At 72.1% G+C, this 23,042-nt stretch carries 21 protein-coding genes; 9 read left to right on the forward strand and 12 right to left on the reverse strand.

Features of this window, described 5'->3' with window-relative positions:
- Positions 1-91 precede the first annotated feature (91 nt).
- The 3 genes from ACFQQL_RS18970 to ACFQQL_RS18980 all read right to left on the reverse strand — a co-directional run bounded on the left by ACFQQL_RS18970 (position 92) and on the right by ACFQQL_RS18980 (position 4,427).
- A complete protein-coding gene (locus tag ACFQQL_RS18970) occupies positions 92-940 on the reverse strand; it encodes an LLM class F420-dependent oxidoreductase (RefSeq protein WP_382396757.1) in 849 nt (282 codons plus the stop codon).
- Positions 941-1,008: 68 nt separating this feature from the next.
- Positions 1,009-2,286 (reverse strand): phosphoribosylamine--glycine ligase, encoded by a 1,278-nt coding sequence (purD, locus tag ACFQQL_RS18975; protein WP_382396759.1) that lies wholly within the window; start codon positions 2,284-2,286, stop codon positions 1,009-1,011.
- 299 nt (positions 2,287-2,585) lie between these two features.
- The gene (locus ACFQQL_RS18980; protein WP_382396827.1) at positions 2,586-4,427 is read right to left on the reverse strand and encodes a phosphoenolpyruvate carboxykinase (GTP); all 1,842 of its coding nucleotides are present in this window, start codon (positions 4,425-4,427) and stop codon (positions 2,586-2,588) included.
- Between the two features lie 129 nt (positions 4,428-4,556).
- On the opposite strand from ACFQQL_RS18980, the gene ACFQQL_RS18985 reads away from it, so the two are divergent.
- Positions 4,557-6,041, forward strand: a complete 1,485-nt coding sequence (locus tag ACFQQL_RS18985; RefSeq protein WP_382396761.1) for a helix-turn-helix domain-containing protein — start codon at positions 4,557-4,559, stop codon at positions 6,039-6,041.
- Between the two features lie 75 nt (positions 6,042-6,116).
- Here the strand turns inward: ACFQQL_RS18985 and ACFQQL_RS18990 are convergent, their stop codons facing one another.
- Positions 6,117-7,403: an adenylosuccinate synthase gene (locus ACFQQL_RS18990; RefSeq protein WP_382396763.1), complete on the reverse strand. Its 1,287-nt coding sequence runs from the start codon at positions 7,401-7,403 to the stop codon at positions 6,117-6,119.
- A gap of 122 nt (positions 7,404-7,525) precedes the next feature.
- On the opposite strand from ACFQQL_RS18990, the gene ACFQQL_RS18995 reads away from it, so the two are divergent.
- On the forward strand, positions 7,526-7,849 hold the full coding sequence (locus ACFQQL_RS18995) for an STAS domain-containing protein (RefSeq protein WP_382396765.1): 324 nt from the start codon (positions 7,526-7,528) through the stop codon (positions 7,847-7,849).
- A 13-nt stretch (positions 7,850-7,862) separates the two neighbouring features.
- On the opposite strand, the gene ACFQQL_RS19000 is transcribed toward ACFQQL_RS18995, so the two are convergent.
- Positions 7,863-9,971, reverse strand: coding sequence for a SpoIIE family protein phosphatase (locus ACFQQL_RS19000; RefSeq protein ID WP_382396767.1), 2,109 nt, complete (start codon positions 9,969-9,971; stop codon positions 7,863-7,865).
- A 67-nt stretch (positions 9,972-10,038) separates the two neighbouring features.
- On the opposite strand from ACFQQL_RS19000, the gene ACFQQL_RS19005 reads away from it, so the two are divergent.
- Positions 10,039-10,419: an STAS domain-containing protein gene (locus ACFQQL_RS19005; protein WP_382396769.1), complete on the forward strand. Its 381-nt coding sequence runs from the start codon at positions 10,039-10,041 to the stop codon at positions 10,417-10,419.
- Positions 10,420-10,459: 40 nt separating this feature from the next.
- On the opposite strand, the gene fbaA is transcribed toward ACFQQL_RS19005, so the two are convergent.
- Complete coding sequence (fbaA, locus tag ACFQQL_RS19010; protein ID WP_382396771.1) at positions 10,460-11,479, reverse strand: class II fructose-bisphosphate aldolase; 1,020 nt, start codon at positions 11,477-11,479, stop codon at positions 10,460-10,462.
- Positions 11,480-11,562: 83 nt separating this feature from the next.
- Complete coding sequence (locus ACFQQL_RS19015; protein ID WP_382396773.1) at positions 11,563-12,198, reverse strand: TrmH family RNA methyltransferase; 636 nt, start codon at positions 12,196-12,198, stop codon at positions 11,563-11,565.
- 30 nt (positions 12,199-12,228) lie between these two features.
- On the opposite strand from ACFQQL_RS19015, the gene ACFQQL_RS19020 reads away from it, so the two are divergent.
- A complete protein-coding gene (locus tag ACFQQL_RS19020) occupies positions 12,229-13,008 on the forward strand; it encodes an HAD-IIA family hydrolase (RefSeq protein WP_382396775.1) in 780 nt (259 codons plus the stop codon).
- A gap of 6 nt (positions 13,009-13,014) precedes the next feature.
- On the opposite strand, the gene ACFQQL_RS19025 is transcribed toward ACFQQL_RS19020, so the two are convergent.
- The 3 genes from ACFQQL_RS19025 to ACFQQL_RS19035 form a co-directional block, all read right to left on the reverse strand.
- Positions 13,015-13,815: a LemA family protein gene (locus ACFQQL_RS19025; RefSeq protein ID WP_382396777.1), complete on the reverse strand. Its 801-nt coding sequence runs from the start codon at positions 13,813-13,815 to the stop codon at positions 13,015-13,017.
- 108 nt (positions 13,816-13,923) lie between these two features.
- Positions 13,924-14,496, reverse strand: a complete 573-nt coding sequence (pyrE, locus tag ACFQQL_RS19030; RefSeq protein ID WP_382396779.1) for an orotate phosphoribosyltransferase — start codon at positions 14,494-14,496, stop codon at positions 13,924-13,926.
- Between the two features lie 86 nt (positions 14,497-14,582).
- The gene (locus ACFQQL_RS19035) at positions 14,583-15,356 is read right to left on the reverse strand and encodes an SDR family NAD(P)-dependent oxidoreductase (protein ID WP_382396781.1); all 774 of its coding nucleotides are present in this window, start codon (positions 15,354-15,356) and stop codon (positions 14,583-14,585) included.
- A gap of 63 nt (positions 15,357-15,419) precedes the next feature.
- Here ACFQQL_RS19035 and ACFQQL_RS19040 point away from each other — a divergent pair, with 63 nt between their 5' ends.
- From ACFQQL_RS19040 to ACFQQL_RS19055, 4 genes are read left to right on the forward strand one after another with little or no spacing between them, the layout of a single operon-like run.
- A complete protein-coding gene (locus tag ACFQQL_RS19040; RefSeq protein ID WP_382396783.1) occupies positions 15,420-16,202 on the forward strand; it encodes an exodeoxyribonuclease III in 783 nt (260 codons plus the stop codon).
- A complete protein-coding gene (locus tag ACFQQL_RS19045; protein ID WP_382396785.1) occupies positions 16,199-16,834 on the forward strand; it encodes a hypothetical protein in 636 nt (211 codons plus the stop codon). The genes ACFQQL_RS19040 and ACFQQL_RS19045 overlap by 4 nt, the downstream gene beginning before the upstream one ends.
- 40 nt (positions 16,835-16,874) lie before the next feature.
- Positions 16,875-17,765 carry a DUF4190 domain-containing protein gene (locus ACFQQL_RS19050; RefSeq protein WP_382396787.1) on the forward strand — a complete coding sequence of 297 codons (891 nt, stop codon included), beginning with the start codon at positions 16,875-16,877 and terminating at the stop codon, positions 17,763-17,765.
- Between the two features lie 36 nt (positions 17,766-17,801).
- Entirely contained in the window at positions 17,802-18,923 is a 1,122-nt protein-coding gene (locus ACFQQL_RS19055) for a septum formation family protein (RefSeq protein ID WP_382396789.1), read from the forward strand.
- A gap of 19 nt (positions 18,924-18,942) precedes the next feature.
- On the opposite strand, the gene ACFQQL_RS19060 is transcribed toward ACFQQL_RS19055, so the two are convergent.
- Together ACFQQL_RS19060 and clpB are read right to left on the reverse strand one after the other, a co-directional pair.
- Positions 18,943-19,764, reverse strand: coding sequence for a serine hydrolase domain-containing protein (locus ACFQQL_RS19060; RefSeq protein WP_382396791.1), 822 nt, complete (start codon positions 19,762-19,764; stop codon positions 18,943-18,945).
- 66 nt (positions 19,765-19,830) lie between these two features.
- Positions 19,831-22,473 (reverse strand): ATP-dependent chaperone ClpB, encoded by a 2,643-nt coding sequence (gene clpB, locus ACFQQL_RS19065; protein WP_382396793.1) that lies wholly within the window; start codon positions 22,471-22,473, stop codon positions 19,831-19,833.
- Between the two features lie 237 nt (positions 22,474-22,710).
- Between clpB and ACFQQL_RS19070 the strand changes: the two genes are divergently transcribed.
- The coding region (locus tag ACFQQL_RS19070; RefSeq protein WP_382396795.1) for an Rv0909 family putative TA system antitoxin at positions 22,711-23,042 on the forward strand (332 nt) is incomplete at its 3' end.

Genomic DNA, 23,042 nt, shown 5'->3' on the forward strand with positions numbered 1-23,042 from the left:
GCCAGCAGACCAGCGAGACCCAGCGGCCGCAACCGGAACGTCCGGAGTGGCCGCATCCCGGAGGATGCGTGCAGGACGGAAGCGCCGCTCCTCAGCCGGCCTCGCGCAGCCGGGGAAGCGCCTCGACCACCGCGTCCAGCTCGGTGCGCACGTCCGCGGCCCACGGCAGCACGATCACGAACTCGGTGGCCCCGCGGGCCGCGAAGGCCTCGACGTCACGCAGCAGGCCGTTCTCGGTGCGACCGGCTGAGGGAAGCTGCACGGTACGGCGGATCTGCGCCGGGTCCCGGCCGACGTCGGCGCAGTGCCGTTCGAGGACGCCGTTCAGCGCGGCGAACTCCTCGGGCGTGCTCTTGGTGTCGTTCCACGCGTCGGCATGCTCGGCCACCAGCCTGAGGGTGCGCCGCGGCCCGGAGCCCCCGATCCAGATCGGCGGGTACGGGCGCTGGACCGGCTTGGGCTCGGCCACGGCACCGGCCAGCTGATACTTCGCGCCGTCGTAGCTGGTCCGCGGCTCGGTCCACAGCGACCGGATGATCGCCAGCGCCTCGGTCAGCCAGTCGAAACGGGATCCCACGGTGCCGAAGTCCAGCCCGTACATGGTGTGCTCCCGCTCGGCCCAGCCCGCGCCGATGCCGAACTCGAGCCGTCCACCTGAGAGGTGGTCCACGGTGGTCGCGAGCTTCGCCAGCACGCCGGGGTGGCGGTAGGTGTTCCCGGTGACCATGCAGCCGATCCGGACCCGGGACGTCGCCACGGCCATCGCCGCCTGCATGGCCCAGGCGTCGAAGATCGGGCGGTCGTCCTCGGGCCCGAGCGAGGCGATGTGGTCCATCACCCAGACGTGGTCGAAGCCTGCCTCGTCGGCGGTCCGCCACACGTCGCGATAGGCCTCGATCGGAGCGTTCTGGCTGAGCTTGACGCCGATGTGCAGGGTCATGGCTGGTGAGTCTGCCGGGCGGTGTGGTGCCCGGCAAGGGCGGGCGGAGCGTCGCGGGTCCCGCCCGGTCAGACGCCGGCGGCGATGTCCGTGCGGTGCTGGGCATCGGCGAGCGTGATGCGCTCGACGCCGGCGTAGGCGGCGGCGCGGGCGGCGGCGACGTCGTCCCCGGTGGCGACGACGCTGAGCACCCGGCCGCCGGAGGAGACGAGCGTCCCGTCCCCGTCCGTCGCGGTACCGGCGTGCAGCACGTGCACGCCGTCGAGGGTCTCCGCGTTGGTCACGCCGTCGATCGGGTCGCCCTTGCGGACGCTGCCGGGATAGCCGTGCGCGGCGACCACGACGGTCACGGCGGCGCCACGGCTCCACTCCGGCGGCGGCACGTCGCGGAGGCGCCCGGCCGCGGCCGCGTGCAGCAGCTCGCCGAGCGAGGAGGTCAGGCGGGCGAGGACCACCTGGGTCTCGGGGTCGCCGAAGCGGACGTTGAACTCCACGACGCGCAGCCCGCGCGACGTCAGGGCGAGTCCGCAGTAGAGCAGCCCGGTGAACGGGGTGCCGCGCCGTGCCATCTCGGCCACCACCGGCTTGGCCACGCGATCGAGGACCTGGTCGGTGAGGTCCTCCGGCGCCCACGGCAGGGGCGAGTAGGCGCCCATGCCGCCGGTGTTGGGTCCGGCGTCGCCGTCGCGGAGTCGCTTGTAGTCCTGGGCAGGGGCGAGCGGCACCACCTCGGTGCCGTCGCACACGCAGAACAGCGAGACCTCCGGGCCGTCCAGATACTCCTCGACGACGACGGCGGGTGCCCCGTCGGTGGCCGGGTCGCCGCCGTCCTTGGCGAGGCAGGCGGAGGCGTGCGCGAGCGCAGCCTCGCGGTCCTCGGTGACGACGACGCCCTTGCCCGCGGCGAGCCCGTCGTCCTTCACCACGTACGGGGCACCGAACGCGTCCAGCGCCGCGGCGACCTGGTCGACGCTCGTGCACACGTGCGCCATCGCCGTCGGGACCTCGGCCGCCGCCATGACCTCCTTGGCGAACGCCTTGGAGCCCTCGAGCCGGGCGGCCGCGGCGTCCGGGCCGAAGCAGGCGATCCCGGCCGCGCGGACGGCGTCGACCACGCCGGCGACCAGCGGCGCCTCGGGCCCTACGACCACCAGGTCGGCAGCCATCTCCCGGGCGGCGGTCGCGACCGCGGCGCCGTCGAGGATGTCGAGGGCGAGGGTGCGGGCGATCGCCGCGGTGCCGGGGTTCCCGGGTGCGACCACCAGCTCCTCGGTCGCCGGGTCCTGGGCCAGGGCGCGGGCCAGGGCGTGCTCCCGCGCACCCGAGCCGATCAGGAGGATCTTCACGAGCCTCGACCCTAACGCCTCTGCGGCACTCGCCTCATGGCCGGTCACCTCATGGCCGGTCACCTCATGGCCGGTCACCGCAGCCGGTCACCTTCCCGCGGGGCCACGTCGGGTGCCGCGAGGCGACCATCCGCAGCTCCGGGCCCTGGGGGCCCTGCGCTGCTCCCGCCAGGACCATCCAGCCTCGCGGACACTCCGACGTCGCCCCGCACGCGAGCGGTGGCGCCCGACGTCGCACCGCACGGGCAACCACCGCGAACGGGACCACCGCTCGAACGGCAACCACCGCCGAACGGGACCTACCGCGCGAGGCGACCGCGGAGGGCGGCGAGCTGGGCCGTCATCTGCTGCGGCAGCCGCTCGCCGAACTGCTGGAAGTACTCCTCGGTCACGTCCGCCTCGGCGGCCCAGCTGTCCGGGTCGACCTCGAACAGCGCCGCCAGCTCGTCCTCGGTCAGGTCGAGGCCGTCCAGGTTGAGGTCCTCCGTGCGGGGCAGGCGCCCGGTCGGTGCGTCGAGCGCCTCAACCTCGCCGTTGATCCGGCGCAGCACCCACTCCAGGACCCGGGAGTTCTCACCGAAGCCGGGCCAGATGTACTTCCCGTCCGCGTTCTTGCGGAACCAGTTGACCTGGAAGATGCGCGGCGCCTGCTCGCCCAGCGTCTCCCCCATGCGCAGCCAGTGGTTCCAGTAGTCGGCCATGTTGTAGCCGCAGAACGGCAGCATCGCGAACGGGTCGCGGCGAAGCTCCCCGACCGTGCCCTCGGCGGCGGCGGTCTGCTCCGAGGAGACGGTGGCGCCCATGAAGACGCCGTGCTCCCAGTCGTAGGACTCGGCCACGAGCGGCACGTTGGTGGCGCGCCGCCCGCCGAAGAGGATCACGTCGATCGGTACGCCGTCGAGGTCCTCCCACTCCGGGGCGATGGAGGGGGCCTGGTCCGCGCGGACGGTGAAGCGGGAGTTCGGGTGGGCGGCCGGGGTGTCCTTCTCGGGTGTCCAGTCGTTGCCGCGCCAGTCGACGAGATGCGCGGGGGCCTCGTCGGTCAGGCCCTCCCACCACACGTCGCCGTCGTCGGTCAGGGCGACGTTGGTGAAGACGACCTCACGGTCGAGTGCCGCGACCGCGGTCGGGTTGGTCGACTCACCGGTACCGGGAGCGACGCCGAAGAAACCGGCCTCGGGGTTGATCGCGCGCAGCCTCCCGTCGGGGCCGGGCCGCATCCAGGCGATGTCGTCCCCGACCGTCTCCACCGTCCAGCCCGGGATGGTGGGGCGGAGCATCGCGAGGTTCGTCTTGCCGGTGGCGGACGGGAACGCGGCGGCGAGGTGGTAGACACGCCCGTCCGGCCCGGTGATCTTCAGGATGAGCATGTGCTCGGCCATCCACCCCTCGTCCCGACCGAGCACGGAGGCGATGCGCAGCGCGTAGCACTTCTTGCCCAGCAGCGCGTTCCCGCCGTAGCCGGACCCGTAGGACCAGATCTCCCGCGTCTCCGGGAAGTGGCAGATGTACTTGGTCTCGTTGCACGGCCAGGCCACGTCCGGGCGCTCGGCCCCGTCGGTCTCGCGCAGCGGGTAGCCCACGGAGTGCACCGCCGGGACCCAGTCGGCGCCCGCGTCGATCTGCTCGAGGGCCGCGACGCCCATGCGGGTCATGATCCGCATGGAGACGACGACGTACGGCGAGTCCGTCAGCTCGACGCCGACCCGCGAGATCGGACCGCCGACCGGGCCCATGGAGAACGGAACCACGTACATGGTCCGGCCGCGCATCGCGCCGGCGAAGACGCCGCGGAGCTCCTGCCGCATCGCGCCGGGCTCGGCCCAGTTGTTGGTGGGCCCCGCGTCGATCTCGCGCTCGGAGCAGATGAAGGTCCGTGACTCGACGCGGGCGACGTCGGAGGGCTCGGACCGGGCGAGGAAGCTGTTCGGGCGCTTCTCCTCGTTCAGCCGCACGAACGTGCCGGCGTCGACCAGCTCCGCCGTGAGGCGGTCGTACTCCTCCTGGGATCCGTCGCAGACGTAGACGCGGTCCGGCTCGGTGAGCGCGGCGATCTCCCGCACCCAAGCCAACAAGTCGGCGTCCCGGATCGAGGCGCCACCGAAGTCGGCGGCTCCGGTCCGGCGTGCGGCGTCGGTCATGACCATGGGAAGTCCTCCGGTGTCAGCACGTCCTGATGACGCGAACGAGTTCCACTCTCCGCTGAGCAATGGGCATGTACAACCGGACTTGCCAGGAAAATCCTGCAGAAGTTTCGCTACGGTCAACTCATGTCCGTCAAGCATCCGGAGCAGCCCGCACCCGCCGAGCTACCCGCCGCGGACCCGATCGTGCTGGGCCGGCGCATCCGGCACGCCCGCACCGCGCGAGGCCTGACACTCCGCGAGCTGGCCGGCGAGGTCGGGTCCACCACGAGCCAGCTCTCCCTGGTCGAGAACGGCCGCCGCGAACCGCGCCTGTCGCTGCTGACGGCCCTGGCGGCCGCGCTCGGCACGTCCCCGGGCGAGCTGCTGCGTCCGGAGGCACCGCCGGACCGCCGGGCCGCCCTGGAGATCGCGCTCGAGCAGGCACAGCGCGGTCCGCTCTTCGCCTCGCTGGGCGTGCCGCGCGTGCGCCCGGGGCGTCGCCTCCCCATCGACGCCCTGGAGTCCCTCGTCGCGCTGCATGCCGAGCTCGAGCGGCGGGCCCGCGCCACGATCGCCACCCCGGAGGAGGCCCGGCGCATCAACACCGAGCTCCGCATGGAGATGCAGGCCCGGGACAACTACGTCCCCGAGATCGAGGCGATGGCGGAGGACCAGGTCCGCGCCGTCGGGTACTCCGGTGGGGCGCTCACCCACCGCATGGTGGCCGAGATGGCCGAGCGTCTCGGCTTCTCGATCATCCACGTCGACGACCTGCCGCACTCCACCCGCACGGTGACCGACCTGGAGAACGGCCGGATCTACCTGCCGCCGGCGTCCATCCCGGGCGGGTACGGGCTGCGCTCGCTGGCCCTGCAGGCCATGGCGCACCGGCTGTTCGGTCACGAGCGGCCCCGCGACTACGGCGACTTCCTGCACCAGCGGCAGCAGATCGCCTACTTCACCGCGTGCTGCCTGGTGCCACGGTTCGCGGCGCAGGTGTTCCTCGAGCGCACGAAGGCCGAGAAGAACCTCTCCATGGAAGACTTCCGCGACGCCTTCGGCATCACGCACCACTCCGCCGCGCAGCGCTTCACGAACCTCGCGACATCGCTGCTCGACATCCCCGTGCACTTCATCCGCGCCAACGACGACGGCGCCCTGTACCGCGGCTACGCCAACGACGGCGTGCCGCTCCCGGCCGACCCCTCGGGCGCGATCGAGGGGCAGCCGCTGTGCCGGAGGTGGGCGGCCCGGTCGGCGTTCGGGCGGCGCAACCGGTCCACCGAGTACCACCAGTACACGGACACCCCGGCCGGAACCTACTGGTGCAGCACCCAGACGGGGACCGGGCGGGACGCGGAGTTCTCGATCACGCTCGGCGTGCCGTTCGCGCACGCGAAGTGGTTCCGCGGCCGGGAGACGACCCGCCGGACGACGTCCACCTGCCCGGACACCACGTGCTGCCGCCTGCCGGACCCGGAGCGCGCCGAGCGGTGGCGGGAGCGGTCGTGGCCCAGTGCCGCGATGCACGCGCACGTGCTCAGCCCGCTGCCGACGGGCACCTTCCCGGGGGTCGACGACGTCGAGCTCTACGACTTCCTCGAACGGCACGCGCCGGAGGAGGAGTGACGTCGAGCAGGTGACCGCGTACCGAGCACGTGACGGCTCGTCGGAACGACGGGCGGGCGGCTCGGCCGGCCGGGCTCAGCCGAGCAGGTCGTGGCGGACGATGGTCGCCTCGCGGTCCGGCCCGACCCCGATGGCGGAGATCCGGGTACCGCTCATCTCCTCCAGGGCCAGCACGTAGCGGCGGCAGGTCTCGGGGAGATCCTCGAAGGTCCGGGCGCCCGAGATGTCCTCCCACCAGCCGTCGAGGTGCTCGTAGACCGGGACCGCGTGGTGGAAGGAGGACTGGTCCGCGGGCATCTCGCTGTGGCGCACGCCGTCCACCTCGTAGGCCACGCACACCGGAACCTTCTCCAGGCCGGTCAGCACGTCGAGCTTCGTGAGGACCAGGTCGGTGAGCCCGTTGACGCGGGTGGCGTACCGAGCGACGACGGCGTCGTACCACCCGGTGCGTCGCGGGCGGCCGGTCGTGACGCCGTACTCACCGCCGGTCTTGCGCAGGAACTCCCCCTGGTCGTCGAACAGCTCGGTCGGGAACGGCCCTTCGCCGACGCGCGTCGTGTACGCCTTGATCACCCCGACGACGCGGTCGATGCGGGTCGGGCCGATGCCCGACCCGGTGCAGGCACCGGCCGCGGTCGCGGAGGAGGACGTGACGAACGGGTAGGTGCCGTGGTCGACGTCGAGCATGGTGGCCTGCCCGGCCTCGAACACCACCGTCCTGCCCTCGTCGAGCGCGTCGTTGAGCACCCGCGAGCTGTCCGCGACCATCGGCCGCAGCCGGTCGGCGAAGGACAGCAGGTTGTCGGTGACCTCCTCGACGTCGACGGCGCGTCGGTTGAAGACCTTCACCAGCAGCTGGTTCTTCTGGGTGAGCGCCCCCTCGACCTTCTGCCGCAGGATCGAGGCGTCGAACAAGTCCTGCACACGGATGCCGACGCGGCTCATCTTGTCCGCGTACGTCGGCCCGATGCCGCGGCCCGTGGTACCGATCTGCCGCTTGCCGAGGAACCGCTCGGTGACCTTGTCGAGCGTGCGGTTGTACGGCGGGATGAGGTGAGCGTTCGCCGAGACGAGCAGCCGCGAGGTGTCCACGCCGCGCGCCTCGAGGTCATCGATCTCCTGGAACAGGACCTCCAGGTCCACCACCACGCCGTTGCCGATGACCGGCACGCAGCCGGGCGAGAGGATGCCGGAGGGCAGCAGGTGCAGCGCGTACGTCTCGTCCCCCACGACGACGGTATGCCCGGCGTTGTTGCCGCCGTTGAACTTCACGACGTAGTCGACCCGGGAACCCAGCTGGTCGGTCGCCTTGCCCTTCCCCTCGTCGCCCCACTGGGCACCGACGACCACCACGGCTGGCATCAGACTGCTCCCTCTCGCTGCCGACGGCGCCGGGCGGCGCCCAGACGAGGTTACCCGCCCGGGTGCGGGACCGGGCGAGCCGAGCTAGCGTCGCCGACGCCGAACGACGCAGGGAGGCACCCGTGATCGAGATCTCGGTATCCGCGGCGACGACGACGCTCGCGGTGGTGGGGGACCTCGACCTGTCCGAGCGCGACCGTTTCCAGGACGTCAGCGCGCGGTTGGACGACGTGCGCCCCGGGCGGCTCGTCGTGGACCTGTGCCGGACCGAGTTCGTCGACTCCTCGGGCGCGGCGTTCCTCATGTCCGTCGGCGACGACGTGGTGCGCGACGGTGGCGAGGCCGTGCTGCGCGGAGCGAGCGACGAGGTGCTGTTCGTCCTCGAGATCTGCGGCGCGCTCACGCTGTTCCAGGTCGACCGCGGGCACCGTTGCTCGGACGCCTAGCCCCGCGCCGAGGTCAGCCGCGGACGCGGGCCCAGACCACCTTCCCGTGGGGGGTCGGCCGCCACCCCCAGTGGGCCAGCCGGTCCACGATGTGCATGCCGTAGCCGCCGACGCGTGCGGCGTTCTGCTCACGGGTCACCGGCGGCGCCGGGTTGCCGTCCTCGACCTCGATGCGCAGCCCCTCCCCCGGCGCGTGCAGCCGGAGGCCGACCGGCGGGCGGCCGTGGATGACGGCGTTGGAGACGAGCTCGGAGACGACGAGCTCGGCGGCCCCGGCATCGTTCACCCCCCATTCCTCGCACGCCTGGCGTACCTCGTGCCGCGCCCGGGCGATCGAGCTGGAGTCCGAGGTCAGCTGCCACCGCCGCCGGCGCGCGATGACGTCCTCGTCCCCACCCGGGACCCGGATGACGACGACGGCGATGTCGTCCTCCGGGGCGGCGGCGAGCTGCAGCAGCTCCTCACCCACACCCGCCGCGTCGGGCACCGGCACGGTCCGGGTGAGCTCCACGAGCTCGTCGAGCCCTTCGCGCATGCCGCGGTCGCGCCGCTCGACCAGGCCGTCGGTGTAGTGCACGAGCACGTCACCGGGCTGGACGTCGATCTGGGCGGTCCGGCGCCCTCCCCCGTCGAACCCGATGAGTGGCCCGCCGACGCCGTCCAGCACGGTCACGGTGTCACCGCGGCGGAGCAGCCCCGGCAGGTGGCCTGCACGGGAGTACCGCAGCACCCAGCCGTTGCGCCGCCGCGAGAGCGTGGCGTAGATCAGCGACGCGGAGCGCGGGACGCTCATGCTGTTGACCAGGCTGTCGACGCGGGTCAGGACGGTCGCGGGGTCCACGAGCTCCTGGGCGTACGCACGCACCACGGACCGCAGCTGTCCCATCGCCGCGGCCGCCTCGACGTCGTGCCCGACGACGTCCCCGACGACGAGGGCGACGGTCTCCTCGTCGAGATTCACCACGTCGTACCAGTCGCCGCCGACCTGCGCGTGCTCGACGTTCGGTGCGTAGTAGGTCCACACGTCGAGCTCCGGCACGTCGGCCTGCTCGGGGAGCATCGAGCGTTGCAGCGTCTCGGCGAGGACATGCTCGCGCGCGTAGAGCTGTGCGTTGTCCATCGCCATGCCGACGCGGCGGGCCACCAGCTCGAGCACGGTGCCCACCTCGTCGGGGAGGATCGCGATGGCGAGCTCCGCGCCGTCGTCCGAGAGCACGCCGCTGATGCGGGCGGAGGTGGGGCCGCCGTAGGGCAGCGCGACGAACAACCCGAGCGCACGCAGCCGACCCAGTACGGGCAGGACGAGCACGCTGCCGTCCGCGTCCGGGGCAGCCGCGAAGCGCGGTTCGAGCAGCTCGAGCAGCCGTGCGGTGACGGTCCCGCAGCCGGGGTCCTCGTCCGGCTCGAGCCGCAGCGTGCGCATCTCCTTGCCCTCGAGGAGGTTCAGGACGGGGTCGCGGGCGAGCTCCTCGGGTCCGACGCTGCGCCGGTGCGCCGGCCGGTCGACGATCCGCTCCACCTCCTCCAGGTCGCGACCGAGGACGAAGAAGCCGCACCACGCGACGACCTGCCGCGTGACCAGGTCCGCGATGGCGCGCAGCACGTCCGCCGAGTCGGGCTCCTGGAGGATGTCGGAGACCCTGGCCACGATGCTCAGCGCGAGCCGCGCACGCCGCTCGATCTCGAGGCGCACCTGGTCCCCCTGGGCGTCCGCCACCTCCGCCGAGACGTCCCGCACGACGGCGACCCAGACCCGTTCCGCGACCTGCGCCACGGTCATCGGGGTGAGGTCGAGGGACAGCCACACCCGGGAACCGTCGCGCCGGGTGACGAGGGTCCGCACGCGGGCCGGCTCGTCCCGCGAGAATGCCTCGGCGATCTCCCGCGCGCCCTTCTCGTCGACGCCGGTCTGGCGCAGCACGTCCGGCCCGCTGCGGTTCAGCTGGTCCTGGTCCAGGCCGAACAGCTCTGCCGCGGCATCGTTGGCGAGGAGGATCTCGAAGCCGCCGTCGCGGCCGGCGTCCCGCGCCACCACGACGACACCGTCCGGCAGCTGCCGGAGCACCTCCAGCGAGCCACCGAGGATCATCTCGGCACGCTGACCTGCGGATCGAGTCCCCACGAAGGCCTCCGATCGTCTAGCGTTCACTCTCGTGAGCCATCCCGGCCCCGGATCGAGTGGAGGTGCGGTGTCCGAACCACCTCAGCCGGACCATGCCGGCGCCCGGCCGTCGACCGCCGAGAGCGGGTCGGTCCACGTCATGGTCTCGCACGCGCGCACCCGGCTCGTACTGTCCGGGGAGATCGACGCCGCGCTTGCCGACGACCTCGCGGACGCGATCGCCGAGTCGGAGCGTGCCGGGCACCCCGTCGAGGTCGACGCCCGCCACGTGACCTTCATGGACTCCTCCGGTGTCTCCATCCTCGCCCGCCTGGCCAGCCGTGCCCCCGGCCGCCTGACCCTGATCCAGCCGCCGGACGTGGTGCGCTTCCTGCTGGAGGTCACCCGGATCGGCGACCTCGTCGACGTCGTCGAGGAGGACCCGGGCTTCCCGGAAGACGCGATCTGACGGCGCCCGACGCACGGCCGGACGCCGTCAGCGTGGCCGCTCAGAGCTTCTTGCCCGCCGAGCGGAGCCACTCGCACGCCTCGACCACCCGCGCGGCCATGCCCGCCTCGGCGGCCTTGCCCCACGCACGCGGGTCGTAGGCCTTCTTGTTGCCGACCTCGCCGTCGATCTTCAGCACGCCGTCGTAGTTCTTCAGCATGTGGTCCACGACGGGCCTGGTGAAGGCGTACTGCGTGTCGGTGTCGATGTTCATCTTGATCACGCCGTTGTCCACCGCGGTGCCGACCTCCTCCGAGGTGGAGCCGGACCCGCCGTGGAAGACCAGGTCGAACGGCTTGTCCTTGCCGACCTCGGCGCCTACGGCCTCCTGGATCTGGCCCAGCAGCTCCGGACGCAGCCGGACGGCGCCGGGCTTGTAGACCCCGTGCACGTTGCCGAACGTCAGGGCCGTCAGGTAGCGGCCCTTCTCGCCCGTACCGAGGGCCCGCGCTGTCGCCAGGCCGTCCTCCGGCGTCGTGTACAGCTTCTCGTTGATGGCGGCCTCGTGGCCGTCCTCCTCACCGCCGACGACGCCGATCTCGATCTCGAGGATCGTGCGGGCCTGCTGGGAGAGGGCCAGCAGCTCCTCCGCGATGACGAGGTTCTCCTCGAGCGGGACGGTGGACCCGTCGAACATGTGGGACTGGAAGGTCGGGTTCTTCCCGGCGGCGACCTCCTCGGCCTCGAGTGCGAGCAGCGGGCGGACCCAGCTGTCGAGGTTCTCCTTGACGCAGTGGTCGGTGTGCAGCGCGACCGTGACGCCGTAGTTCTTGGCGACCTCGTGGGCGTACCGGGCGAGCGCGACGGTTCCGGCGACGCGGTCCTTGATCGTGGACCCGGAGGCGTACTCGCCACCGCCCACGGACACCTGCAGGATGCCGTCGGACTCGGCCTCGGCGAACCCGCGCAGCGCCGCGGTCACGGTCTGGGAGGAGGTGACGTTGATCGCCGGGAAGGCGAAGGTGCCCGCCTTCGCCTTGTCGATCATCTCGGCGTAGGACTCGGGCGTTGCGATGGGCACGGTGATGTCTCCTGGGGTCGAGAGTCGGTACGACCCGATCATTCCACCCGCCGCCGCCGGGCGGTAACCCGGGACCGGCGGGCTCAGGCGGGCCGGGCGTGCCGGACCATCCAGGCGTGCATGGCGACCGCGGCGGCCGCGCCGGCGTTGATCGACCGGGTGGAGCCGTACTGGCTGATGTGGAGGATCTCGGCGCAGCCCGCCCGCGCCGCCGCGCTGAGCCCGCCGGACTCCTGCCCGAAGACCATGACCATCTCCCGCGGCAGCTCGAAACCCTCGATGGGGACGGACCCGGGGACGTTGTCGACGCCGTAGACGGGCAGCGACGCCGTCTCCGCCCATGCGAGCAGGTCGGCGACGTCGTCGTGGTGCCGCAGGTGCACGTAACGGTCGGTGACCATCGCGCCGCGCCGGTTCCACCGCCGTCGTCCGACGACGTGAACCTCGGCGACGTTGAACGCGTTGGCGGTACGAACCACCGAGCCGATGTTCATGTCGTGTCCGAAGTTCTCGATCGCCACGTGCAGCGGGTGGCGCCGGGTGTCCAGGTCCGCGACGATCGCCTCGACGCTCCAGTACCGGTACCGGTCCAGGACGTTGCGCCGGTCGCCGTCGGCGAGCAGGTCCGGGTCGAGGCGCGGGTCCGGCGGCCAGTTCCCCGGTCCGCCGGGCCACGGCCCGACGCCGACGTCCGCAGCCGGCTCGCTGGGTTCGGTCACCCGGGTAGTCTCGCGCACGAGGAGGTGCCGATGTCCGAGCCGCACCAGATCGAGAACTGGCTGACCGACATGGACGGGGTCCTCGTGCACGAGGGTGTCGCGCTCGACGGCGCGGCCGAGTTCATCGGTGCGCTGCGGGAGAAGGGCCTGCCGTTCCTGGTCCTGACGAACAACTCGATCTTCACTCCCCGCGACCTCTCGGCCCGCCTGTCCGCCTCCGGCATCGAGGTGCCGGAAGAGCGGCTGTGGACCTCGGCGCTGGCGACCGCGACGTTCGTCTCCCAGCAGATGCCGAACGGCAGCGCGTACGTCATCGGCGAGGCGGGTCTGACGACCGCGCTGCACGAGGCCGGGTACATCCTCACCGAGACGAACCCGGACTACGTCATCCTCGGGGAGACCCGGACCTACTCCTTCTCCGCCATCACCACGGCGGTGCGGCTGATCAAGCGGGGCGCCCGGTTCATCGCCACCAACCCGGACAGCACCGGCCCCTCCGTGGAGGGGCCGCTGCCCGCGACCGGAGCTGTCGCCGCGATGATCTCCAAGGCCACCGGTCAGGCGCCGTACTTCATCGGCAAGCCCAACCCGGTGATGATCCGTGCCGCGCTGAACCGGATCGAGGCCCACTCCGAGGCCACGGCCATGATCGGGGACCGGATGGACACCGACGTGCTCGCCGGCATGGAGGCAGGCCTGCGGACCTACCTGGTGCTGACGGGCTCGACGAGTGCGCAGGAGGTCGAGACCTACCCCTACCGCCCGACGGAGGTCCGGGCGTCCATCCGGGAGCTCATCGACCTGCTCTGAGCCCCGTCACTGCTGGGGCGGCTGCTGCCACTGCTGCGGGGGCGGCCCGGCGGGCGGCTGGCCCTGCGGCGGCATGGGCTGCTGGGGCGGCCGGCCGCCGCCCTGCCCCTCGGTGGTCCGGCCGGCGTCCCGGTTCGGGTCGTACCCGCCGCGCTGACCACCGAACGACGGCGTGGCCTCCCCCTGGACCTGCTGGTGCTGGGTCGGCGCGTAGGTGCCGACGTTGCCCTGGTTGTCGGCGAAGCTGACGTTCGGCGCGGTGCGCACGACCGGGTCGTTGACCTCGAAGTACTCGGCCCGCTGGAACCCGAACATCGAGGCGATGATGCTCGGCGGGAAGGTCTCGGTCTTGGTGTTCAGCTGGCGCACGTTGCCGTTGTAGAAGCGGCGGCCGGCGGCGATCCGGTCCTCCGTGTTGGTGAGCTCTTCCTGCAGGGCGACGAACCCTTCCTGGGCACGCAGCTGCGGGTAGCCCTCCGCGACCGCGAAGAGGCGGCCCAGGGCCGAGGAGAGCTCGTTCTCCTGCTGTGCCTGCTGCGCGGGCGTCGAGCCGGGCTGGGCCGCCTGCGCCCGGGCGCGGGTGACCTCCTCGAAGAGCTGACGCTCGTGGGCCGCGTAGCCCTTGACGGTCTCGAGCAGGTTGGGGATCAGCTCGTAGCGGCGGTGGAGCTCGACGTCGATCTGGCGCCAGGCCTCCTGGACCAGGTTCCGCAGCCGCACGAACCCGTTGTAGGTCACGATCGCCCAGATGAGGACGATGACGACGACGAGTCCGGCGATGGCCAGCAGGACACCGACGATTTCCATGGCGGTTCTCCCCCCGCTCGAGGATGCTCGCCGGCGATTCAACCACAGGCCGCGCACGCGACCACGCCACACCGGTGGGGACTTCTCCCCTCGCCGCCGATCAGGACGTCACTCGAGGCCGAGGTCCGCCTTGCCGAGCGCGTAGAGGTACGGCAGCCCCGCGTCGGCGATCCGCTCCCGCACGCCGGTGTCCCGGTCGACGACCACGGCGACCGCGACCACCTCGGCAGCCTCGGCACGCAGCGCCTCGACCGCGGTGAGCACGCTCCCGCCGGTGGTCGAGGTGTCATCAAGCGCGACGACTCGCCGGCCGGCGACGCCTGGCCCCTCGACCCGCCGCTGCATGCCGTGGCTCTTGGCCTCCTTGCGGACCACGAAGGCGTCCAGCTCGAGCCCGCGCGAGGCGGCGGCATGCAGGATCGCCGCGGCCACCGGGTCGGCGCCGAGCGTGAGGCCCCCGACGGCGTCGATCTCCTCCGGCCCGAAGCCGTTCTCCTCCAGCAGGTCGAGCATGACGTGCCCGATGAGCGGGGAGGCGGCGTGGTGCAGGGTGGCCCGGCGCATGTCCACGTAGTAGTCGGACCTCTGCCCGGAGGAGAGGGTCACCTCGCCCCGCACGACGGCGATGTCACGGACCAGCCGGGCAAGCTCCGACCGCGGGGTGTCGTTGGAAGTGCTCACAGCGCGTGAGCCTATCCGCCCGCACGCTGGCGCCGGGTCGCCCGCCTCGCGATCCGCGGGTGTGACGACTGGGCGCGCGGCGAGGCTCACACGACGGCGCGGCGATACCGGGAGGCGCCCGCGAACCGGCGAACCAGGCTGCGCGGCGCATGCCGGAGCGCCGTCGCGACGGCCGCGTAGCGCACGCTGGGCGTGCACAGCACCTGTCCCCGCCGGACGGCCTGCAGGCCCGCGGCGGCGACCTTCTCGACGCCGACCCAGCCGATCGAGGGCCAGACCGAGGCGTCCATCCCGGCGGAGTCGTGGAACTCCGTACGCACCAGCCCGGGACACAGCGCGGTGGCGGTGACGCCGGTGCCGGCAAGCTCCGACGCGAGGCCCTCGGTGAAGGACCGCACCCAGGCCTTGTGCGCCGCATAGGTGCCCATCGCCGTCCCGGCCGCCACCGAGGAGACGTTGAGGATCGCGCCCCGGCCACGGGCGACCATGGCCTCGGCGGCGGCCTTGGACAGCACCATCACGGCATGCACCATCACCTCGAGGGCGAGCTCCTCGCGGGCGAGGTCACCGTCGACGAACCGCTGCCCCAGGCCGAACCCGGCGTTGTTGACCAGGAGCCCCACGGGCCTGTCCTCGGAACGCAGGCGCGCCACGACGGCGTCACGCCCGCCCGCGACGCCCAGGTCGGCGGGCAGAACCTCCACCTGCACGCCCGCGGCGGAGCGGATCCGGTGGGCGGTGGACTCGAGGCGGTCCGCGCCGCGGGCGACGAGCACGAGGTCGTGGTTGGCTGCGGCCAGCTGCCAGGCGAGCTCGAGCCCGATCCCGGCCGTGGCCCCGGTGACGAGGGCGGTTCCCATGTCCACGAGGGTAGGCAGAAGAGTCGTCACCGCGGTCCCGGCGCCCGGGTAGCGTGTCCGGCCATGAGGTTGGCGACGTGGAACGTGAACTCGATCCGGACCCGCGCCGACCGGGTGGTCGCCTTCCTCGAGCGGGCCGACGTCGACGTGCTGGCGATGCAGGAGACCAAGTGCTCGGACGAGAAGTTCCCGCACCTGGCGTTCCAGCTCGCGGGCTACGACGTCGTCACGCACGGGCGCGACCAGTGGAACGGCGTCGCGGTCGCGTCCCGCGTGGGGCTGGAGGACGTCGAGACCTCGTTCGCGGGGATGCCCGGCTGGGGCGACCCGCCCGTGCAGGAGGCCCGCGCGCTCGGGGTGACGTGCGCGGGCGTGCGGGTGTGGAGCCTGTACGTGCCCAACGGCCGGGTCCTGGCGGACCCGCACTACGCGTACAAGCTCGACTGGCTCGCGGCGCTGCGCGGTGCCGCGGCGGACTGGCTGCGCGCCGACCCCACGGCGCAGATCGCGCTCACCGGCGACTGGAACATCGCCCCCCGCGACGAGGACGTCTGGGACATGTCGCTGTTCGACGGCGCCACGCACGTCTCACCACCGGAGCGCGAGGCGTTCCGCGCGTTCGAGGACATCGGCTTCACCGAGGTCACCCGCGACCGGGTCACGCAGTACACGTACTGGGACTACCAGCGGCTCCGGTTCCCCCGGAACGAGGGCATGCGCATCGACTTCGTGCAGGCCTCGCCGGCGCTCGCGGCCCGGGTCACGGCAGCGTCGATCGAGCGGGTGGAACGCAAGGGCAAGGCACCCTCGGACCACGTGCCGGTGGTCATCGAGGTGGACGGATGAGCGACGACCCGTGGGCCCCGCCCGGCAACGTCGAACCAGGCGCTGACCGGCCTGCGACCGGAACGGCCGGACAGCCCGCGACGCGGCCTACGGAGCCGCCGCTCGACCTGGTCGCCGTGGCCGCGCTCGGTGCCGGTCTGCTGCCCACCGGGCCGGTCGCCGTCGGCCTCGGCGTCGCCGGGGTGGTGCGCACGCGCTCCCGGCGACGGCGGGGACGACCGTTCGCCGTCGTCGGCCTCCTGCTCGGCGTGGCCTGGTGCGCCGTGGCCGCCATCGTCCTCCCGCTCGTGCTCGCCCCGCCGGTCGTCACGGGCGACGCACCGGAGGTGATCGAGGTCCCGGCGGAGAACCTGCGCCGCGGCAACTGCGTCCGGTCCGTCCCGGCCGACGACATCGTCGAGGTGACGCTCGTGCCGTGCGCTCAGCCCCACCGTGCGCAGGTGATCCAGGTCGGCGTCGTGCCGGAGGGCGCGGCCGACCCACGGGCCGCGGCGGCACGATTCTGCCGGCAGCAGCTCGCGGGCCTCGATGCGCCAGGGGCGGACCCGCTCACGCTCATCACGGCGGACGGGCAGCGGGTCGCGTGCCTCGCCGAGTGGGACACCGCGGTGCGGTCCGACCTGGTCGGATGAGCCGCCGGACGCTCCCGCGCCTCCCCGGTAGGGTTCGGCCATGACGTCATCGTGGGGGCAAGGGCCGCCGGCGCAGCAGCCGCAGGGCTACGGTGCGCCACAGGGACCACCGACCGGCGGCGGGTACCAGGGGCCGGCCGGCCCCTACGGTCAGCAGCAGAGTCCCATGGCAGTGGACCCGAGCGCGTACGGCGTCTCCTTCTCCTCGGGACAGCCCTACAACTCCGTCCCGCAGCACCGAGCCACGACGAACGCCGGGCAGTCGATGGGCATCGCCTCGATCTTCGTCGGTGTCCCGCTCGGCCCGCTCGGGATGGTCCTGGGCTTCATCTCCCAGCAGAAGGCCAAGCGCGGGCACGGGCCCCAGGGCTTCGGGATCGCCGGGATGATCGTCGGTGGCCTGTCCACCGCGGCCGTGACGCTGTTCGTGCTGTCCCTGCTCTCATCCTCACTGTCCGCGTACGCCCCACCGACGGACCCGGGCGGCGGCCAGCCCGCCCCGCAGCCGACGGCGGACGGTTCCGACGGTTCGACCGCGCCGGCGTCACCGGGCAGCGGCGAGGAGATCCCGGTGGGCAACATGCAGGTCCTCACCTGCGCGCACCGGCTCGAGTCGGGGGTCCCGGTGGTGACCATCGTCGACTGCGGCGAGTGGCACCAGGTGGAGGCATTCCTCGAGGTGCCCCTCGGGCAGGGCGAGTTCCCGGGCGACGACGCCGTCGACACTGCCGCCATCGAGCAGTGCGTGGCGGCGGGGAACTCGGTCACGTTTCCGCCCGGCGTCGACCCGAGCGTCATCGCGATCGACGCCCTCACCCCTGGGCGGGAGGCATGGAACAACGGTGTGACGTCAGCACTCTGCCTGGCGATCCACCCGGACGGCCCGAACATGTCGGGAACGTTCGGGAGCGAGTCGTTCCAGATCCGATGATGGACGCTCCCACCCGATCCGGGTACGTTGCGGGCCATGACGTCTCCGAGGGGGCACGGGCCGTCACCTGAGCCGAACGCGCCGTCGCCGTGGTACGGACCGATCCGTAGCCGGGCGGGCCGCGCGCTCGGGATCGCGGCGATCGTGGTCGGCATTCCCGTAGGACCGGTCGGATACGGCCTCGGCGCCGCTTCCTACCTGCAGGCCAAGCGCGGGTACGGCTCCACGACCCCGGGCATCGCCGGCATGGTGATCGGACTCGTCTCGACACTCGCGCTGGCCGCCGTCCTGATGGTCGTGCTCCTCCCCCCGTCCGTCCCCGCGCCACAGGCGACCACGCCCGCCGAGACGCCGCCACCGTCCACCGCACCCGAATCCACGCAGGAGCCCGACGAGAACCTCGTGTGGGACGAGATGGCGGTCGGCGACTGCGTGCTCGAGTACGGAGACAGCGTCGAGGAAGCGACCTACATCGACTGCGGTGAATGGCACCAGGCAGAGGCCTACGCGGAGATTCCGCTCGGTGGCGGCGCCTACCCCGGGCAGGACGAGATCGAGGCGCAGACGCGGCAGCAGTGCGAAGCACGGGCGGCAGAGCTTCCGATCCCGGCCGGCGTGGACCTGACAGGTGTCATCAACAGCACGCTCTACCCGCGCGCCGGCAGCTGGGAGAACGGGGATCGCTCGGCCCTGTGCATCGTCTACCACGAGTCCGGGCCTGAGCTGTCCGGGAGCATCGGGACCGACAGCTTCACCGTGCGCGGCTCCGTGCCACCAGAGGAGATCCTCACGCTGGAGACGATGTCCGTCGGCGACTGCTTCTCTGCCACCCCGACCGACGCGGAGAGGCATGTCGACCTGCGGATCGACTGCGACGAGTGGCACGAGCTGGAGCTGTTCACCGAGGTCTCCCTCGGCGGTGGCGCGTATCCCGGCCACGATGCGCTGCAGGAGGAGGCCACGAACCGGTGCAGTGACGCGTCGGCCGACATCACGACCCCCGCAGGTATCGACACCTCGAGGTTCGCGGTCGAGTCCTACCTACCTAACGAGCACCAGTGGCAGGACGGCATGCACTTCGCCCTGTGCGGCGCCAGGGACCAGACCGGTCCGAACATGTCCGGGCGCATCGGACCGGACAACTTCACAGTCCGGTGAGGCACACGGCGCCGAGGCGTCACGCCCGACCGTGAGCGGCGAGGATCGCGTCGTTCAGCACCGGCCACGTCTGCACGGCCCAGTCACCGAACGCGCCGTCACCCAGGAACGCCGCCGCCAGTCCGGCGTCCGGGTCCACCCACAGAAAGCTGCCCGACTGCCCGAAGTGCCCGAAGGTCCGCGGCGAGCCGTGCGTGCCGGTCCAGTGCGGGGACTTGTGGTCCCGGATCTCGAATCCGAGCCCCCAGTCGTTGTGCTCCTGGCGCCCGAAGCCGGGCAGCACCCCGGACAGGCCCGGGTAGACCACCGAGGTCGCCTCGGCGAACAGCGCCTCGTCGAGGAGGGTCGGGGCGAGCAGCTCCCGTCCCAGGAGCGCGAGGTCGTCGGCTGAGCCGCTGGCGCCGTGCGCGGGCGAGCCCTCGAGGATCACGCTGGACATGCCCAGCGGGGTCAGGACGGTCTCCTCGGCCCAGTCCGCGAAGTCCACGCCGGTGGCCTCGGCCACGTGCTCCGCGAGCACCTCGATGCCGAGGTTGGAGTAGACACGTCGCTTCCCGGGCGCCGAGAGCGCGGCACCGGAGTCGAACGGCAGCCCGGACGCGTGGGCGAGGAGGTGCCGCACCGTCGACCCCTCGGGTCCGGCCGGCTCGTCGAGCCGCACCATCCCGCGCCGCACCGCCACCAGGGCGGCGAGCGCCGAGGCCAGCTTCGTCACGGACGCCCAGCGGAACGACCGGCTGGTCTCGCCGTACCGCTCGAGGGTCCCGTCCGAGTCGGTCACGACGACGCCCACCGCGTGGTCGAGGTCCGCCAGTGCGCTGAAGGTCGTCGAGTCGCTCATACCTCCAAGCCTGCCAGCCGATCCCGGTGCGGCCCGACGCCCGGTCCCGCGACGGTGACAGGTTGATCAGGCCGTGACGGGCTCGGTGCTGCTCACCGTGAGGACCAGGCTCGGCCCCTGCGCACCGCGCTCGAGCGCGGCGGGATCCAGCTCCGCCTGGTCGACCACGACGGTGTCGCCGTCGTGCGCCTCACCGCCCAGCAGCATCCTGGCGAGCTGGTCGCCGATCTCCCGCTGGACGAGCCGGCGCAGCGGCCGGGCGCCGTAGGCCGGGTCGTACCCCTCGAGGGCGAGCCACTCCCGAGCTGCGTCGGTGACCTCAAGGCGGATGCGGCGGTCGGCGAGCCGGTGTGCCAGCCGGTCCACCTGCAGGTCGACGATGGCGCCGAGCTCGGCGACGCTGAGGGCGTCGAAGACGACGACGTCGTCCAGCCGGTTGAGGAACTCGGGCTTGAAGTGCGCCCGGACGGCCTGCATGACCGCGTCCTTCTTCTCCGCGTCGGGCATGCCGGTGTCCACCAGGAACTGCGAACCGAGGTTGGAGGTGAGGACGAGGATCGTGCTGCGGAAGTCGACCGTGCGGCCCTGGCCGTCGGTCAGCCGGCCGTCGTCGAGGACCTGCAGGAGGATGTCGAAGACCTCGGGGTGGGCCTTCTCGACCTCGTCCAGGAGCACCACGGAGTACGGCCGGCGACGGACGGACTCGGTCAACTGGCCGCCCTCCTCGTAGCCGACGTAGCCAGGCGGGGCCCCGACCAGGCGGGCCACCGAGTGCTTCTCGGAGTACTCCGACATGTCGATGCGCACCATGGCGCGCTCATCGTCGAACAGGAAGTCTGCGAGCGACTTGGCCAGCTCGGTCTTGCCGACGCCGGTCGGGCCGAGGAACAGGAAGGACCCGGTCGGCCGGTCGGGGTCGGAGACGCCGGCGCGCGTGCGTCGCACCGCGTCCGACACGGCGCGCACCGCCTCGACCTGCCCGATGAGGCGCCGGCCGATGACGTCCTCCATGTGCAGCAGCTTCTCGGTCTCGCCCTGCAGCAGCCGCCCGACGGGGATGCCCGTCCAGGACGCGACGACCTCGGCCACCTCGTCGGCGGAGACCTTGTCCGCGATCATCGGGGCCTGCGTGCTCGCCTGTGCGCTCGCCTCGGCAGCCTCCGCGTCGGCGATCTCCTCCTCGATGGCAGGGATCTCGCCGTAGCGCAGCCGTCCGGCTTCCTCGTACCGGCCCTCACGCTCGGCACGGTCTGCCTCGGTGCGGAGAGTGTCCAGGCGTTGCTTCAGGTCGCCGACCCTGTTGTGCCCGGCCTTCTCGGACTCCCACCGCGCCGTGAGCGCGGCGAGCTCCTCGTTCTTGTCGGCGAGGTCGGCGCGCAGCTTCTCCAGCCGTTCCACGGACGCCTCGTCCTCGGACTCGACCAGGTAGGACTCCTCCATCTTGAGGCGGTCCACCTGGCGGCGCAGCGCGTCGACCTCCTCGGGGGAGGAGTCGAGCTCCATGCGCAGCCGGGACGCGGCCTCGTCGACGAGGTCGATGGCCTTGTCCGGCAGCTGCCGCCCGGTGATGTACCGGTCCGAGAGGCTGGCGGCGGCCACGAGGGCGCCGTCGGAGATGGTCACCTGGTGGTGAGCCTCGTACTTCGGGGCGATGCCACGCAGGATCGCGACCGTGTCCTCGACGGAGGGCTCGCCGACGAAGACCTGCTGGAAGCGCCGCTCCAGGGCGGGGTCCTTCTCGATCCGCTCGCGGTACTCGTCCAACGTGGTGGCGCCGACCAGCCGCAGCTCGCCACGCGCGAGCATGGGCTTGAGCATGTTGCCGGCGTCCATCGAGCCCTCCGACGCCCCGGCACCGACCACCGTGTGCAGCTCGTCGATGAAGGTGACGATCTGGCCGTCGGAGTCCTTGATCTCCTGCAGCACGGCCTTGAGCCGCTCCTCGAACTCACCGCGGTACTTGGCGCCGGCGACCATCGCGGCGAGGTCAAGGGCGACGATGCGCTTACCGCGCAGGGATTCCGGCACGTCACCGTCGACGACGCGCTGCGCGAGGCCCTCGACGACGGCGGTCTTGCCGACACCGGGCTCGCCGATGAGGACGGGGTTGTTCTTGGTGCGGCGGGACAGCACCTGGACCACGCGGCGGATCTCGGCGTCACGGCCGATGACCGGGTCGAGCTTGCCCTCGCGCGCGGCGGCCGTGAGGTCGTTGCCGTACTTCTCGAGGGCGTTGTAGGTGCCCTCCGGGTCCGGCGTGGTCACCTTGGCGGAGCCGCGCACCGACGGCAGCGCGTCGAGCAGTGCGTCGCGGTCCGCGCCGGCCGCGCGCAGGATCTCTCCGGCCGGCGTGGACGAGGCGCCGAGCCCGAGCATGAGGTGCTCGGTGGAGACGTACTCGTCGCCGAGGGTCTTCGCCTCGTTGCCGGCGTCGGTGATCATCGTCATCGTGGCGCGCGACGTCTGGGGCTGGGCGACGGAGGAGCCCGAGGCGCCGGGGAGGGTGGCCAGGGCAGCCGAGACACGCTGACCGATGGCAGCACGGTCCGCGCCCACGGCGTCGAGCAGGGCGACGGCGACTCCACCTTCCTGCTCGAGCAGCGCGGACAGGACGTGGATCGGCTCGAGCTGGGGGTTGCCGGCCGTCGCGGCGGACTGGATCGCCGCAGCGATCGCCTCCTGCGACTTGGTCGTGAGCTTGGTGTCCATCAGGCCTCCTGGTGCTGCAACGGAACGTACTGAAAGCGGAACTCCGGCAAAGTTGAGTCTATTCCGCTCAAGGTTGGCTCCGGGTCAGCAGACCCGGTGGCAGGCAGGTGAACGGACGGTGGCGTGCCTGTCGGTCCCGGACGAGCTGTGCCTATAGTCGACCCGTGCCAGGCACGGGCGCCCTCTGGCTCCCTGCCCCGGTACGCAACCATCACAAGCAGGGGGAAAGGAACCGACATGGGTTTCGGAGATTTCGTCGACAAGGCGAAGAGCGCCATGCAGAACGAGAAGGTCCAGGACGCTCTGCAGTCCGAGAAGGCAGGCGCGGCACTCGACGGTGCTGCCGAGAAGGCCAACGACCTGACCGGCGGACGGTTCAGCGACCAGATCGACAGCGCGAAGGAGGCCGCCGGCCAGTACGTCGGCGGCGCCGACGAGCAGCCCGGCCAGGGCGAGGGTCGCGGCGGCGGCCCCGGCGAAGGTCGCGGCGGCGGCCCCGGCGAAGGTCGCGGCGGCGCCCCCGGCGAGGGTCGCGGCGGCGGCCCCGGCGAAGGTCGCGGCGGCGGCCC

Origin of the sequence: Georgenia alba, assembly GCF_042665525.1 — a bacterium.
GTDB lineage: Bacteria > Actinomycetota > Actinomycetes > Actinomycetales > Actinomycetaceae > Allobogoriella > Allobogoriella alba.